The organism is Pelagibacterium sp., from assembly GCF_048264985.1.
Lineage (GTDB): Bacteria > Pseudomonadota > Alphaproteobacteria > Rhizobiales > Devosiaceae > Pelagibacterium.
Map to the genome: position 1 here is coordinate 1,364,905 of NZ_JBLXCL010000001.1, position 14,833 is coordinate 1,379,737.

Consider the following 14,833-nt stretch of genomic DNA (forward strand, 5'->3'; position numbering starts at 1 on the left):
GGCGCTTCCTCTCGAGCGCATGGCAAGCTAGAAGACGGCCATGCGCACACTCGACATGAAAACTTTCGTCGTTCTGGCTCGCAATCGCCACTTCGGACGGACGGCTGAAGAACTCAATACGACGCAGCCGGCGATCTCGAGCCGGCTAGCGGCCATTGAACGGGAGTTTGACTGCAGGCTCGTCGAACGCGGCGAGGGGCGTTTCGCTCTAACGCTGGATGGCGAGCACGTGCTGCGCCATTTCGAAACGATCCTTGAGAATGTGGAAACACTGCGCGGTGAAATCGGCGAGGGTGCAGGACACGCTCCGGGCCCGTTGCGCATAGGCGCCATTGATTCAGTGTCGTCAACGTGGATGCCACTTCTTATCGACTCTCTGCACCACACGTTTCCCAAGCTCAAGATTGAGATGACGGTGGATGGCACCAAGCCGCTGGTCAATGGGATGCGCAAGGGCGACTTCGACCTGGTTTTCTGCCTGCATCCTGTGCTCGACGATGGCTTTCGCAACTACACAGCCTGTGTCTTTCAGATGACCTGGGCTGGGTCGCCCAAACTGATCGATCCCGATCGTACCTATTCGGTCGCCGCCCTGGCGGACATGCCGATCATCTCATTCCCAAAAGATTCGCCTCCCTATCAAATGGTGGCACCATACTTTCATGACGAACAGGTACTGGCGTCAAAGCTCACGAGCTGCAATTCGCTTTACGCCATCATCAATCTGTTGATCGACGGGTTTGGTGTTGGGGCCGTGCCGAGCGTCACGATCAGCCGCGAGCTGAACTCGGGATTGCTCAATCCGATCAAAGTTGCCAAACGGTTTCCGCCAATGCCGATAATTGCCAGCTATCAGGCATCGACCCAGCAGGATTTCATCAGGCGGGTCGTCAGGAGAGCACGCGAAACCGCCGAGCACTATTGCGCTAAAGTTAACCCTGCACACGCCTGGATCGATTAATTCTATGCACTAGGCTTCGTGGCCAGCGCCTTGATTGGATTCTAATTTTCCTCTGTCTATATCCATTTATAGCTGGTCGCCGCCGTTGGACGTGCACAATTGCATCACTATACGCCGAACCCGAAAAGTTGAGCGATTGCAAGGCAACCCGGTCAGGACAACGCAGATTCCTCGTGCTAAGAGAGCTATGAGCGCGGCTCGCTTGAAGGGGCCGCAGGGACGGGAGTACGAAACCAGACGTCATGACCCAGCTCGATGAGCCCCAGATCGAGATGTCCGGCGCCGGTGGTGTTCTCGTTGCTCGCCTCTCGGGTGCGTGGACGACGCAGTGGACACGCCAGATTCAATCACGAATAGAAGCGGCCTTCTCGGGCGACGCTGCGCCAAGCCGGCTCGAGTTTGACCTCGCCGGGGTGACAGCTCTGGATACTGTTGGTGCGTTTCTTCTTGCCCGGCGCAGAGATCAGATCGGCGCGTCCGTCGAGACTGTGATAACCGGTACCACCGAGGCGCAGAAAGCTCTGCTTAGCCACGTTAATGCCATCGAGCCACATGCTCCCGTCGCAAAATCCAAGCTGCCTTGGCTCATGCGGCCATTTGACCGGCTCGGACATATGACGACAAGTGCGCTCGGTGACGTCGTGAGCATCCACGCGGTGCTCGGTCGCGTTATTGCCGCCGCGGGCGCAACTCTGACGTTTCGGGCGCCTTTCAGGGTAGCCGCACTGGTCAATCAGCTTGATCTAATCGCCTTTCGGGCAGTTCCAATCGTGATGCTGATTTCGGTCGTTGTCGGCGCGATTATTACCCAGCAGTCGATCCTGCAACTCAACAATTTTGGCGTTGCGATCTATGTCGTTGATCTTGCCGCGATCCTGATGCTGCGTGAGGTGGGGCTTTTGCTCGCGGCCATCATGATTGCCGGTCGATCAGGGTCGGCCATCACTGCGGAATTGGGCTCAATGCGGATGCGCGAAGAGCTTGACGCGCTAAAGGTCATGGGAGTCGACCCTTATCAGGTTCTTATTTTGCCACGCATTATCGCCTTGTTGATTGGGCTGCCATTTCTCGCCTTCATTGGCGCGCTGTCGGGGCTTTTGGGCGCAGCAATCGTGGCTCTGGTGTATGGCGGAATTCCATTCGACATATTTCTCGATCGGTTGCAAGGCGCTCTCAATTTGCAGACGCTGCTTGTGGGGATGGTCAAGGCACCCTTTATGGCGGTCATTATCGGCCTAGTAGCCACCAATGAGGGTTTTAAGGTCCAGGGAAGCGCTGAATCTCTTGGTCGGCATACAACGGCATCGGTGGTCCGCTCCATCTTTCTGGTCATCGTGGCGGACGGACTGTTCGCTATGTTTTTCGCGGCCATAGGAGTATAGCCGTGGTCGTCGCATCAGCCCCAGATCCCATCATTTCCATTCGTGACCTTGAGGTGGGGTTCGGAGATCGAATGGTCATCGACGGCTTCTCGCTTGATGTTCGCAGGGGAGAAGTCTTGGGGGTCATAGGGCCGTCCGGTTCGGGCAAGTCAGTGACCTTGCGTGCGTTGATCGGTCTGTTGCCCAAGCGTGGCGGAATAATCGAGGTTTTCGGACAGGACTATTCCAGTCTTTCGTCACGCCAGCGCGTTGCGATGGAACGCCGCTGGGGGGTGCTGTTTCAGCAAGGCGCGCTATTTTCTTCGCTGACAGTTCTTGAGAACGTCGAATTTCCAATGCGAGAGCATTTTGAAATTCCCAAGAAGTTGCGTCGCGAGATTGCGCGCTTCAAGATTGATCTTGTCGGTCTGAGCCCGGAATCGGAAAATCTCTACCCGTCTGAGCTGTCCGGCGGCATGATCAAACGTGCGGCATTGGCGCGTGCTCTCGCCCTTGATCCTGACGTCATTTTTCTCGACGAGCCAACAGCCGGGCTGGATCCAATAGGTGCAGCAAGGTTCGATGAACTTGTGTTGAACCTCAAGACGGCACTGGGCCTAACCGTCTATATGGTGACCCATGACCTCGACAGCCTCGTAACGGTCTGCGACCGTATTGCAGCGCTGGGGCAGGGCAAGCTGCTGCAGGTGGGCACCCTGGCCGAACTGCAGGCATCCGACGATCAATGGCTCGTCGACTATTTCCACGGCCCCCGCGCCGAACATCATTTGGAGCGGACCTAAACGATGGAAAATAAAGCCAACTACGCCATAGTCGGAGCCTTCGTGACCTTGGTTCTCGTCGGGTTCATGGGCTTTGTTTATTGGTTTTCGATTGCCGACCAGGTCAGAGAACGCGCAGCGTATCGCATTGTCTTTGATGGTGCTGTCACTGGCCTGGCACCCGGCACCAACGTTCTCTTCAACGGTCTACCCGTAGGTACCGTCGAGGCTGTGTCTATAAATCCCGATGATCCCAGTCAGGTGCTGGCGCGGATCGGCGTAGAAGCCGATGCGCCTGTCATGAGTGACACGCGCGCAATTCTAGAGGTGCAGGGGCTGACGGGGTTCGCCAATATTCAGTTGCTCGGCGGCACATTGGAGGCAGGACGGCTCGAACCTCAACCAGGACAGACCATCGCCGTGATGCGGGGCGAAGCGTCGGATTTCCAGCTCATAATGGAAGGCGCGCGTGACATAATTGCCAGCGCAGAGTCCACATTCGAGCGTATAGATACCTTTTTTGCCTCCAACGAAGAACGGCTCGCCTCGACCCTGGCAAGCATTGATGAATTGTCCAGCGGGTTGGCCAACCTTGTGGCTGGGGCCGGAGACGGATCCGATTTTGATACCGTTGTGTCAAACGTCAGCTCCGCTCTCGAGAGCGCGACGGCGACGCTCTCCGAGTTAGAGCTGTTGGTCTCCGATAATCGTGAAAATCTCTCGCAAACCATTGCCAATGCTGAGGCGTTTTCTTCGGCGCTTGCTTCCAATTCCGATGGCATTGACGGTTTCCTGACTTCAATGACCGAGACAAGCGAACGGATAGGCCCGCTGGCCGACGAATTGCGGGACCTCACAGTACAAGTGCGAGAAATCGTGGCGGCAATTCCTCCAGAGGATGTTCGCTCGACAGTCTCCGATATCGGGACATTCGCGCAGACGCTTGCAAACAACACGGACAACATTCAGGGCTTTTTCGATGATGCCCGCGTCCTTGCAACAAATCTGTCGGGTGTGTCCGATGGTCTGCAGGATACACTCGGTCTGATTGACCGCGCCTCCGCTGCTGTAAACCCTGATGTCATCGCGCGCGCCATGGACAACATTGACTCATTTTCAACTGCGCTGGGCAACAACGCCGTCAATGTTGATCAGATTCTGACGAATACGCGCGCATTTACCGAGACGTTGGGTAACGCGACCGAACGCGCTGACACGATCATCGCACGCATCGATGGCATGATAACCACCGAGGACGGGCGCATGTTGTTTGAGGAATTTGGGGAGACGGCGACCTCGCTGCGGCAATTGATCAACCGTGTGGACGGCATGGTAGCATCAGATGATGGACAATCGCTGTTCGCCGATTTCAGTGAAGCGGCCACGTCGATCCGCGAACTCTCCGACACGCTGAACCGTGTCGCTGCTTCGCCAGAAGGACAGAGGGTGATCGCCGATATTGCGACTGCTGCCAATTCGATCGAAAGCCTTGCAAATGCGCTGGATGAGCGCACGCTTGCGATATCAAATGGTCTTACCAACTTCACCAATAACGGTCTGGGTGCTTATACCACTCTAGCAAATGAGGCTGTTCGGAGCCTTGAGCTGTTCAACCGCGTTATGCAACAAATTGAGCGCAATCCGCAGTCACTGGTCTTCGGCGGAGAAACCGTGCGCGATTTCACCCCGTAACTAACGCTGCCCGTCAGAATGAATGGGATTTTTCGGCTTGAGAGCGGAAACGGAAACAAGGGACGAGTCAGATGACTGCAAATTTTGGCCGCCGCGCCTTTCTCTCGCTGTCCGCAGCGGGTCTGACGTCAACGCTTGGCGGTTGTATCGGGCTGGGGGCATCGGCTCCTGTTACCTATGATCTGACACCGGGCGCGCCCAGTCCTGTCACGCAGCGCAGCAATCGGACTATCGTCGTGCGCGAACCGGCAACAATTTCAACCTATGATACCCAAAGGATCGTCGTGCGTCAGCCGGGCGGGGTGTTGAGCTATCTCAGCGATTCTCAATGGTCCGATACACTTCCCATGCTGGTTCAAACACGCATGTTGCAGGCATTTCGAGATGCCGGCGTGACCAATATCGGCAAACCCACCGACCCCATCGCGCTTGATGTGATCTTGTCGACGGACATCCGGGCGTTCGAGCTCGATACCACGAGTGGTGACGCCATTGCCCGCGTTGCACTCGCCATACAACTTGTCAGCGATCGCAGTCGCACTGTCATCGCCAGCCAGACGTTCAGCGCCGATGTGCCTTCGGCCTCTCTCGATCAGACCAACGTTGTCGGTGCCCTCAACAGTGCGGTTGACGCCCTGCTGCGCCAGATCGTGGATTGGACCGCAGCGCGCGTCTAAGCAAAAAGTTGTAGCGGCTGACTGCGGTCCGGGGTTGTAAACCGGCGCTGCGATAAATAAGTCATACTTAATCTTTTCGGCATCACGCCGACCAATAGACCAAAGAGGAAACAACATGACCTTCGAGCCCACCGGCAAGCATCTGATCGCGGGAGAATGGGTTGACGGCGCTGGCACATTTGCGTCCGAGCCAGCATCGGGACCAAGCCACCAGTTCGCTGTTGGCACGCCTGCGCTTGTTGATAAGGCTGCAAAAGCGGCCGAAGAGGCATTTTGGTCTTATGGCTATTCCAGCCGCGAAGATCGCGCCAAATTCCTCAATCTGATCGCGGACGAGATCGAAGCGCGCGGCGCAGAAATCACCGAAATTGGCACCCAGGAATCCGGTTTGCCCGCGGCCCGCCTGGAAGGGGAACGAGGCCGGACCACAGGTCAGCTGCGCCTCTTTGCCGATCACATCCTGAAGGGCGACTACCTCGATCGTCGCCATGACGAAGCGCTCCCTGATCGCAAGCCTGCGCCGCGTCCGGACATCAAGATGGTACAGCGCCCTATCGGACCGATCGCCGTGTTCGGTGCATCAAATTTCCCGTTGGCGTTTTCCACCGCCGGCGGCGATACAGCTGCGGCGCTTGCCGCAGGTTGTCCGGTGGTCGTAAAGGGTCACAGCGCGCACCCTGGCACCGGTGAGATCGTCGCGCAGGCTATCGATGCCGCTCGTCAGAAACTCGACCTGCATCCGGGCGTGTTTTCGCTGGTCCAGGGTGGTGACCGCTCGGTAGGTCAGGCGATGGTTCAGCATCCCGATATCAAGGCCGTCGGCTTTACGGGTTCGCTCGGTGGAGGCAGGGCGCTTTTCGACCTCTGTGCTTCGCGTCCTGAGCCGATTCCGTTCTTTGGCGAGCTTGGCTCGGTCAATCCCATGTTCGTTCTGCCAGAAGCGCTCAACGCAAGGGCCGATGAAATGGCAAAAGGCTGGGCTGGTTCGCTGTCTATGGGCGCTGGTCAGTTCTGTACGAACCCCGGTATCGCAGTGGTTATAGAAGGTGAAACGGCATCGAAGTTTGCCGCAATGGCCAAAGCTGCGCTTTCGGAAGTCGGACCGCAGACTATGTTAACCGATGGGATCGCCAAGGCCTACCGCGACGGGCGGGACCGTATTGCCGGTTCCGCCGGCGTGCAGGAGCTTTTGACCTCGACTTGTGATTTACGGAACGCGACGCCCTATCTTTTCGAAACTGATGGGGACACTTGGCTTGCAAACCACGCGCTCGGTGAAGAGGTATTTGGTCCGCTAGGATTGATCGTTACCGTCAAGGACGAAGATCAGATGCGCACGATTGCCAAGTCCTTGCAGGGGCAGCTGACATGCACGATCCATATGGATCAAGGCGACGCGGAATTGGGGCGGACGTTGCTGCCGATCCTTGAGCGTAAGGCGGGGCGGGTTCTGGCCAATGGCTTCCCCACGGGTGTTGAAGTTGCCGATGCCATGGTGCATGGCGGGCCTTACCCGGCCTCGACAAACTTCGGGCATACTTCGGTCGGTACCTTGTCGATCCGTCGCTTCCTGCGCCCGGTGTCTTACCAGAATATCCCCGATGCGCTGCTCCCGGCGGATCTTCAGGGATAAGCATAACCAACGGGCCGGAGCGCGAGGCGCTCCGGCCCGAATTGCTACGGAAAGCCCAGCGCGTTCACGTCCTCATTTTCAGCTGGAAGATATCGGAGCGTGATAAAGCGCTTTTCCCTCGCCATCTGCGGCCGGTGCACAGCAGGATCGGTAGCAGCCAGCGATACAAAGTCATGCCAAGCTGCCACATTTCCGTCGTCATGATTTGGGGCAGGGCAGATGTCAATGTGCTGCCGGCCCTGCGCAAAAGCCCAACGGAAAGCGGCTCTGATTCCTTATTGGTTCCGAGCGCTGATACACCAGTTCCGCATCCATTATGGCAGGTTCAGTAACAGCGGGGATAAACCGCGTCGGTTCCGCTCAGACGGGGAGAGGAACCAAATCGCTTCCGATATAGGCGACAATCAATTTCGTCAGTTCTTCCAGTGACTTGATATGCGTTCGCTCCCAGCCATGCGACGAGTCCAGCGAAAAACAGATCAGTCCGACCCGCAGATCCCAGCCCGCGTCGATGGCGGCGGCACTATCGGAGCGGTAGGAGCGGAAGGTATCGCGCACATGGGTGATGTCATTGGCCTGCGCCAGCGCGAGAAGGTGCTTGGTGATCGGCAGGTCGAACGGGCCTGTCCGGTCGCGAAAAGCGATGGTTGCAGCGGCGTCGTGCGTGGTCTGACCGGGGCCGGTGACACCGTTGTCGACGGCCACAAGTTCTTGAACCTGTTCACCAAATCCGTGCGTTCCCCCGATCCCCACTTCCTCGGAAATCGTGAACATCACCTGGACTGGAACGGAAGGCGAGATGCCTTGATCTGAGAAGTGCTTGAGTGCCGCCAAAAGGCAGGCAACACCGGCCTTGTCGTCAAGATGGCGGGAAACGATAAAGCCGTTTTCGAGAAATTCGGGCTGTGCGTCGATGGCGATTATGTCGCCAACATTGACGCCAAAAGGTGTGGACTTGTCCGTTCGGTGACCGGAAATTGCCTCAACATTGGAAAATTCATCAAGCCTCACTTCAAGGTTGTCCCAATCGGCGGGTTGGGTATCGACTTCGGTGTTGAACAGATGACCCGAAGCCTTGAGGGGCAGGATGGTGCCGCGCAATTGGCCAGTGTCGGTAAAGATGGTGCAGCGCGCTCCTTCGGCAAAACGTGCCGCCCATGTTCCGGTATTGCGCAACCTGGGACGGCCGTTGCTGTGGAAGCCTATGACCATGGCACCTAGCGTGTCGATATGTGCTGCCAATGCCCGGCGCGGTTCGCCAGTACCGAGCGTAACGCTAAGCACACCGCGGCGGGTGTAACGCACCTGATAGCCTAGCGTTTCAAGCCAGGCGGCGAGCTTGACACTGGCGCGTTCGGTCATTCCGACGGGGGACGGGGTGTTGACGAGGTCTTCAAGGCAGCGCTTGAGGTATCCTATGTCGATCATTTTTGCCTCTTTCGCCGTTTTTCGTTACCACCGCGGGCCACGGGATCGTGGAGAAAGTCACCGTTCAACTCGGCCTGCAGGTCCAGCATTGAACGTTCGGCATAGGCCATATGATCCGACATGATCGCATGAACACTTTCAGCATCGCCGGCCTGCATGGCGGCAATCATCTTGCGTTGGTATTGGATCCCTTGCGCACGCAGCACCGGCTTGGGCTGGATATAGATGTCATGGCAGACAGCGAGATCTTTCAGGAGTCGTTGCAGGAAGCGGCAGGTGAATGCCAGAAGTGCGTTGTCTGCATATTCGGCGACGACCGCATGGAAATCGAGCTCGGCCATGCGCTGGTCCCAGCGCTCCTGAGCATCGGCGGGCTCATGGTCGTAAATCGCAATAATGCCATCAAGGCGCCGATAGGCTGTTTCATCCATATTGGTCATTGCGCTAACGGCGACCAACGGCTCGAGGACCTTTCGCAGCGCATAGATTTCGCCGATGGTCACGGTTTTGGCGAACAGGTAGTTCGACAGCAGGCTCATTGCCCGATTTTCAGACATGGTGTCGATGAACGCCCCGCCACCAGGCCCGGTGCGGGTGCGGATCAGTCCCTGTACCTCGAGCGATTTCAGCGCTTCGCGGATCGTGCCCTTGGACGCCGCGTACTGCTCCATGAGCTCGCGCTCCTGCGGCAGCCGGTCTCCGGGCTGCAGACCGTGCTCGATGATTGTCTTCTTGATCGCATCGACGATTTCGTCGGTACGCTTGCGGCGGAGGGGGGAGGGTGTGTCCAGGGTGATCATGAGTCTATTGGGCTGCTGCGGCCAGCTTGGGCGCGCTGGCAATCAACTCCCTTGTATAGTCGTGACCCGGTGCGGCAAACAGTTTCTCGGCAGTGTCGAGTTCGACCATGTTGCCCAGATACATGACGGCAACGCGGTTCGAAACGGACTCGACGACAGCCAGATCATGGCTGATGAAAAGGTAAGAGAGGCCGAACTCGCGCTTGAGATCGTCAAGCAACAGCAGTACCTGGGCCTGGACCGACACATCGAGGGCCGATACCGGCTCGTCGAGAACCATGATCTTGGCCTCTGCCGCCAACGCGCGAGCTATGGCGATGCGCTGGGCCTGGCCACCGGAGAATTCGTGCGGGTAGCGCTCCAGGGTATCCTTGGGCATCTGCACAGCGTCGAGCAACTCGCGCTTGCGGGCCTTTCGTTTGTCGGCATCATAGTCGCGCAAAAGGTTGAGCGGGACATCAAGTATCTTGTCTATCGTCTTGCGCGGATTCAAAGATGCAACAGGATCCTGAAACACATACTGTATCATCTGGCCAAATGCGCGAGATCCTTCCGATTGCAGCGCTGCATATTCCTTGCCGCCGATTTCGATCGAACCAGACGTTGGTGCTTCCAGTCCAACCAGCATACGTGCGATTGTAGATTTGCCTGATCCACTTTCACCAACGATTGCAAGGGTTTCGCCCTGTTGCAATTCGAACGATACCCCCTTTACAGCCTGAACTTCATGGCTCTTGCCGCCAAACAGCGCGCGATTGCCGCCGAATGTCTTGACCAGATCCTTTACGACGATGGCATTGGTCATGATTTGCCCTCCGCAAACAATGGACGGACAGTGGCAAGGAAGTCCTTGCCCTTGCCCAATTCGGGCACACACGCGATGAGCTTTTTGGTGTAGTCATGCTGCGGCGCGCGCAAGACATCGAGCGTCTTGCCGCTTTCCACAATGGCGCCATCCTTCATCACCGCTACACGGTCGCAGACCTCGGCAACCACACCGAAATCATGGGTGATGAGCAGGAGCGCCATGCCCCGCTCTCGCCGCAGGGTTTGCAGCAAATCGAGGATTTTTGCCTGAACTGTAACGTCCAGGGCTGTTGTTGGCTCGTCCGCGATGATGATATCGGGATCGTTGGCCAATGCCATGGCAATGCCGATACGCTGGCGTTGCCCGCCGCTCATTTCATGGGGGAAGGCATCAACGCGTTCGGCCGCGTCGCGGATTCCCACCTGTTCCATCAATTCAATGGCGCGCTTTTTCGCTTCGCTCTTGCCGACCGGCTGGTGCGTGGTAATCGCCTCGGCGATCTGCTCACCCACCTTGTATAGCGGGTGAAGGGTGGTCAGCGGGTCCTGAAACACATAGGCAACCTTCGAGCCGCGCAATGCTCTGATGCCGCTCTCCGAACGCGAAAATACATCTTCTCCCTCGATAGAAACCGAACCGTTTGTGATGATGCCCGGAGGGGAGGCAACGAGGCCGAGCAGGGAGAGGGCTGTGACAGATTTACCCGACCCGGACTCCCCGATCAGCCCCATGCATTCCCCCTTATCGAGAGTGAAGGAAATGTCTTTCACTGCCGGCATCGTGGCCCTGCCGCGCTGGAAGCTGGTTTCGAGGTTGCGAACGTCGAGGATTGCAGTGGGCTTTTCCTGCGGCTCGACAGCTTTTTTGCGCTCGATGCGCGTTACCGAAAGGGGGCGGGTGAGGTCTCCCGCCCGTAGGCGGGGATCGAGAACGTCGCGCACCCCGTCGCCCAAAAGGTTGATGCTCATGACGATGGCAAAGATCATCAGGCCGGGGATGATGGAAACGTGGGGCGCATTGAACAACAGGCGGCGGCCTTCGCCGAGCATGGAGCCCAGATCGGACTGGGGCGGTTGCGCGCCGAGGCCGAGAAACGACAGCCCGGCGGTCTCAAGGATCATCCAGCCCACGGTGGTGGACATGGTGATGACGATGACCGGCAGCACGTTGGGCAGCACTTCGGAGAAAAGGATCGCCGCGTGCGATTTGCCCGAAAGCCGGGCCGCATCGACAAACTCGCGGCTTGCCAGGCCCACGGCGATGCCGCGCACATTACGGGCAAAGAAGGGAATATTGACTATGGCGATGGCGTAGAGCGCATTGAGCAGTCCCGGCCCGAGCACTGCGACAATGGCTAGCGCCAGCAGGATGTAGGGAAAAGCCATCAGCATATCGATGCCGCGCATCAAGATGTTGTCAGTGATGCCGCGCGCATAGCCCGAGACAAGACCGATAAGCGAGCCGAAAACCGCCGCGATCAAGGTGGCCGACAGCCCTACGGCAATCGAGACCCGCGAGCCCCAGATGAGCCGGGCGAGGATGTCGCGGCCAAGGTGATCGGTGCCCAGAAGATGGCCGTCTGAAAATATCGGTTGCAAGCGGTTGGCTGGCAAGGTGGCATCGGGATTGGGGATGGGGAGCAGAGGGGCAAGCAGTGCCATTGCGCCAATCAGCGCAAGCACCACAAGTCCACCGGCCGCCAGTCGGTTATTGAGCAAAAGGCTCCAGCTTGATAGCCGTGCAGAGGATTGTTTGGGAGGTGTGGTCGCAATCGCCTGTGTCATGTCTTGAGCCTTGGGTCCAGAATGGCCTGCGCCACGTCGGCGAGAAGGTTGATGAGCACATAGGTGACGGCGACGACCAATACGCCGCCCTGCACCAGCAGAATGTCACGCGTGGAAATGGCGTTGACCAGCATCGCGCCGATGCCCGGCCACTGGAACACGGTTTCGATATACACGGCGCCGCCCATCACGAACCCGGCCTGAATGCCGATGACCGGAATGATCGAAACAAGGGCAGCCTTGAAGGCGTGGCGATAGATGACGGCGCTTTCGTTCAGTCCCTTGGCACGAGCCGTGCGCACGAAATCCTGGCGCAGCACTTCGAGCATGGCGGCGCGGGTTAGACGCGCAATAACGCCGGTGGCGACGATGGCCAGCGTTGTGGCCGGCAGGATCAGATGGATCAGGAGGTCAGGCAGGTCGCCGCCGCCATAGACCGCGTACATGCCCGAAGCTGGCAGTATGCGCCATTGTACAGCAAACAACAGGATGAAGATCAGCCCCAGCCAGAAGGCTGGCGTGGAAATCCCGATCAGAACAAAGAAGGTGACAATCCGATCGGTCCAACCGAACTGGCGGACGGCCGAAATCACGCCGGCGAGTATGCCAAGGATCGAGCACATCACAAGCGAAGCGCCCGCTAGGATAAGGGTGGCGCTGAAGCGTTCGAGGACTTCGTCAATCACCGGGCGATTGAGGATGAACGAGCGGCCGAAATCGCCCTGCACCATATTGCCGACCCAGACAAAATACTGCTCCCAGACGGGCCGGTCGAGACCGAGTTCGCGATTGATCCGGGCGACATTCTCAGGTGTCGCGTAAGAGCCGAGAATGGCCAGCGCCGGATCGCCGGGGATCAGCGCCATGATGCCGAAAACGATAACCGACAGCCCGACGATGACCGGGATGGCCGAAATCAGGCGTTTGAGGATGTAACCGGGCATGTCTGCGCTTCCTCCTTGTGGGGCGATGTCTCTCCCCGCCTTGCTCCCCCGGTGCAACCGGGGCCGAGTAGCTCGTTATCGCGCTGGCGGGCCAGTCATTCGGCGCGCCCACCCGGATTTTCCGGGAAGCGACGAGTGCGAGAGAGGGACGAGGCGAATTTACGCCTCGTCCCTACCCATGGCGCTGCTAATGCTTGGTCACATTGCGCAGCGTCAGGTTGAAGTCCGGCTGGAGTTCAAACCCATCGACGTTGGCTGTGGAAACCGCGTTCTGCTTCCAGTTGGCCACGAAGATCCAAGGCGCATCGTCATGGACGACCTGCTGCACATCGCGATACAGGGCAGCGCGGGTTTCAGGATCGGTCTCCATGCGGGCCTGATCGAGCATTTCATCCACATCGACATTGGAATAATAGCTCGAGTTGAACCCGCCTTCTTCCGGCCAGGCCGCAGTGCGCAAAGTAAGGAAAGGGAGCGTGTCAGGGTCAGACGTCATCCAGGCCATCTCCGCCATGTCCGCCTTGCCTTCGAGGCCCGGGTTCACATTCGCAAGGAAGGTGTTCCACTCATAGGTTTCGATCTCGACATCGAAGCCGACAGCTTCGAGATCGGCCTGAATGGCAGTGCCCATGGGGATGGGGTCGAGCATACCCGAACCCCCTTCTGTGACGTAGAAGGTCACCGAAAGGTCTTCGACCCCGGACTCTTCGATTAGCTGCTGTGCCATTTCAGGATCGTAAGGATAGGGCTCTACAGCATCGTTATAGGCCCAGGCAAAAGCGGGCGGGATGGGGCCGGCGGAGACGTCGGCAGTGCCCGAAAGCACGTCGTTGACCAATGTTTCCTTGTTGACGGCGTAGTTGGCTGCCTGACGGACCAGCGGATCGGCGAAAGGGCCTTCCTTGGCATTGAGCATCACGTACCATGTATGCGGCCCGACGGCGTCATAGACAGTGAAGCTGGGATCGTCGCCGAACATGGAGACGTTATCGGGTGGCACTTCCACCATGATGTCGATTCCGCCTGACAGCATTTCTGCAACGCGGGTATTGGCATCGGTGATGGGGCGGAAGACGACAGTTTCCATCCCGGCCGGGTCGCCCCAATATTCATTGTTGCGCGAAACCACAACGCGGGTGTTGGACTGCCATTCCTCGAACTTGAAGGGGCCGGTGCCGACCGGATTGCGCCCGAAGTCCTCACCAAACTCGGCCACGGCGGCCGGGGAAACGATAACGCCAGTATTGGTCGCCAGATTGGTCATGAACGGCGCAAAGGGCACGCCGAGGGTGAATTCGATGGTGAAATCGTCAACCACTTCGACCGACGTCACATCGGCAAAGTTGAACGAAAGCGGGAAGGGGCCGGTGCCATAATAGGGATGGTTTTCGTCGAGCATGCGATCGAAAGTGAATTTGACCGCCTCGGCGTTGAACGGCGTGCCGTCATGGAAGGTGACATCTTCACGCAAATTGAAGGTGTAGATCAAACCGTCGTCGGAAATGGTCCAGTCGGTCGCGAGCGCAGGTTCGACTTCCAGCGTGCCTTCGGCAAAGCGCACAAGACCTTCGAAAACGTTGGTCAGGATGCGGAAATCATTGGCCGCTGTGGAAACTTGCGGGTCGAGCGTCTGCGGCTCTGCGATCTGGCCGACAATCAGCACATTGGGTGGGGTTTGGGCGACGACCGGGGATGCGGCCATCAGCGCGGCGATAGCGGCGCCGACTAAAAGCTTCTTCATGAAAACCTCTCCTTTGGAGCGTTCCCCGAAAAAGTGGCTCCCACTTTCTCGGATCGGGAACGCGACGACTCGTGAACATTCCGGATCGTTGTCCGGGTCTGACTTTGGCCCCAAGAACGGGTCTTGAAGGCACTGGCCTGAGAATTAATTTATCAGCATAAATAGACATGGCAACACATTTATCGCTATAAATTGCATGAGGGCGCTTCGAAGGCGTGTTGC

At 57.9% G+C, this 14,833-nt stretch carries 12 protein-coding genes; 6 read left to right on the forward strand and 6 right to left on the reverse strand.

Annotation, left to right across the window (positions count from 1 at the left end; all coding sequences use genetic code 11):
• The first annotated feature begins 40 nt into the window (after positions 1-40).
• The 6 genes from ACN0TA_RS06690 (at position 41) to ACN0TA_RS06715 (ending at position 7,106) form a co-directional block, all read left to right on the forward strand.
• Entirely contained in the window at positions 41-961 is a 921-nt protein-coding gene (locus tag ACN0TA_RS06690) for a LysR family transcriptional regulator (RefSeq protein ID WP_417581060.1), read from the forward strand.
• 242 nt (positions 962-1,203) lie between these two features.
• Entirely contained in the window at positions 1,204-2,343 is a 1,140-nt protein-coding gene (locus ACN0TA_RS06695; protein WP_417581062.1) for an MlaE family ABC transporter permease, read from the forward strand.
• Positions 2,340-3,125: an ABC transporter ATP-binding protein gene (locus ACN0TA_RS06700; protein WP_417582084.1), complete on the forward strand. Its 786-nt coding sequence runs from the start codon at positions 2,340-2,342 to the stop codon at positions 3,123-3,125. The genes ACN0TA_RS06695 and ACN0TA_RS06700 overlap by 4 nt, the downstream gene beginning before the upstream one ends.
• Before the next feature lie 3 nt (positions 3,126-3,128).
• Positions 3,129-4,796, forward strand: coding sequence for an MlaD family protein (locus ACN0TA_RS06705; RefSeq protein ID WP_417581064.1), 1,668 nt, complete (start codon positions 3,129-3,131; stop codon positions 4,794-4,796).
• A gap of 71 nt (positions 4,797-4,867) precedes the next feature.
• On the forward strand, positions 4,868-5,473 hold the full coding sequence (locus tag ACN0TA_RS06710) for an ABC-type transport auxiliary lipoprotein family protein (RefSeq protein ID WP_417581066.1): 606 nt from the start codon (positions 4,868-4,870) through the stop codon (positions 5,471-5,473).
• Positions 5,474-5,588: 115 nt separating this feature from the next.
• Entirely contained in the window at positions 5,589-7,106 is a 1,518-nt protein-coding gene (locus tag ACN0TA_RS06715; RefSeq protein WP_417581068.1) for an aldehyde dehydrogenase (NADP(+)), read from the forward strand.
• 360 nt (positions 7,107-7,466) lie between these two features.
• Here the strand turns inward: ACN0TA_RS06715 and ACN0TA_RS06720 are convergent, their stop codons facing one another.
• From ACN0TA_RS06720 to ACN0TA_RS06745, 6 genes are all read right to left on the reverse strand, one after another.
• Complete coding sequence (locus ACN0TA_RS06720) at positions 7,467-8,534, reverse strand: osmoprotectant NAGGN system M42 family peptidase (protein ID WP_417581070.1); 1,068 nt, start codon at positions 8,532-8,534, stop codon at positions 7,467-7,469.
• Positions 8,531-9,334 carry a FadR/GntR family transcriptional regulator gene (locus ACN0TA_RS06725; RefSeq protein WP_417581072.1) on the reverse strand — a complete coding sequence of 268 codons (804 nt, stop codon included), beginning with the start codon at positions 9,332-9,334 and terminating at the stop codon, positions 8,531-8,533. Before ACN0TA_RS06725 ends, ACN0TA_RS06720 begins: the two co-directional genes overlap by 4 nt.
• A 4-nt stretch (positions 9,335-9,338) precedes the next feature.
• Positions 9,339-10,139, reverse strand: coding sequence for an ATP-binding cassette domain-containing protein (locus ACN0TA_RS06730; RefSeq protein WP_417581074.1), 801 nt, complete (start codon positions 10,137-10,139; stop codon positions 9,339-9,341).
• Positions 10,136-11,926, reverse strand: a complete 1,791-nt coding sequence (locus ACN0TA_RS06735) for a dipeptide/oligopeptide/nickel ABC transporter permease/ATP-binding protein (protein WP_417581076.1) — start codon at positions 11,924-11,926, stop codon at positions 10,136-10,138. The genes ACN0TA_RS06730 and ACN0TA_RS06735 overlap by 4 nt, the downstream gene beginning before the upstream one ends.
• Entirely contained in the window at positions 11,923-12,870 is a 948-nt protein-coding gene (locus ACN0TA_RS06740; protein ID WP_417581078.1) for an ABC transporter permease, read from the reverse strand. Before ACN0TA_RS06740 ends, ACN0TA_RS06735 begins: the two co-directional genes overlap by 4 nt.
• Before the next feature lie 187 nt (positions 12,871-13,057).
• Positions 13,058-14,611, reverse strand: coding sequence for an ABC transporter substrate-binding protein (locus ACN0TA_RS06745; RefSeq protein WP_417581080.1), 1,554 nt, complete (start codon positions 14,609-14,611; stop codon positions 13,058-13,060).
• Between the last annotated feature and the right edge of the window lie 222 nt (positions 14,612-14,833).

What these genes read in the sequence shown, in the direction of transcription:
- ACN0TA_RS06695 (WP_417581062.1), top strand. Translation starts at nt 1,204, where the DNA reads ATGACCCAGCTCGATGAGCCCCAGATCGAGATGTCCGGCGCCGGTGGT.
- ACN0TA_RS06745 (WP_417581080.1), bottom strand. Translation starts at nt 14,611, where the DNA reads ATGAAGAAGCTTTTAGTCGGCGCCGCTATCGCCGCGCTGATGGCCGCA.
- ACN0TA_RS06710 (WP_417581066.1), top strand. Translation starts at nt 4,868, where the DNA reads ATGACTGCAAATTTTGGCCGCCGCGCCTTTCTCTCGCTGTCCGCAGCG.
- ACN0TA_RS06705 (WP_417581064.1), top strand. Translation starts at nt 3,129, where the DNA reads ATGGAAAATAAAGCCAACTACGCCATAGTCGGAGCCTTCGTGACCTTG.
- ACN0TA_RS06715 (WP_417581068.1), top strand. Translation starts at nt 5,589, where the DNA reads ATGACCTTCGAGCCCACCGGCAAGCATCTGATCGCGGGAGAATGGGTT.
- ACN0TA_RS06735 (WP_417581076.1), bottom strand. Translation starts at nt 11,926, where the DNA reads ATGACACAGGCGATTGCGACCACACCTCCCAAACAATCCTCTGCACGG.
- ACN0TA_RS06720 (WP_417581070.1), bottom strand. Translation starts at nt 8,534, where the DNA reads ATGATCGACATAGGATACCTCAAGCGCTGCCTTGAAGACCTCGTCAAC.
- ACN0TA_RS06740 (WP_417581078.1), bottom strand. Translation starts at nt 12,870, where the DNA reads ATGCCCGGTTACATCCTCAAACGCCTGATTTCGGCCATCCCGGTCATC.
- ACN0TA_RS06690 (WP_417581060.1), top strand. Translation starts at nt 41, where the DNA reads ATGCGCACACTCGACATGAAAACTTTCGTCGTTCTGGCTCGCAATCGC.
- ACN0TA_RS06730 (WP_417581074.1), bottom strand. Translation starts at nt 10,139, where the DNA reads ATGACCAATGCCATCGTCGTAAAGGATCTGGTCAAGACATTCGGCGGC.
- ACN0TA_RS06725 (WP_417581072.1), bottom strand. Translation starts at nt 9,334, where the DNA reads ATGATCACCCTGGACACACCCTCCCCCCTCCGCCGCAAGCGTACCGAC.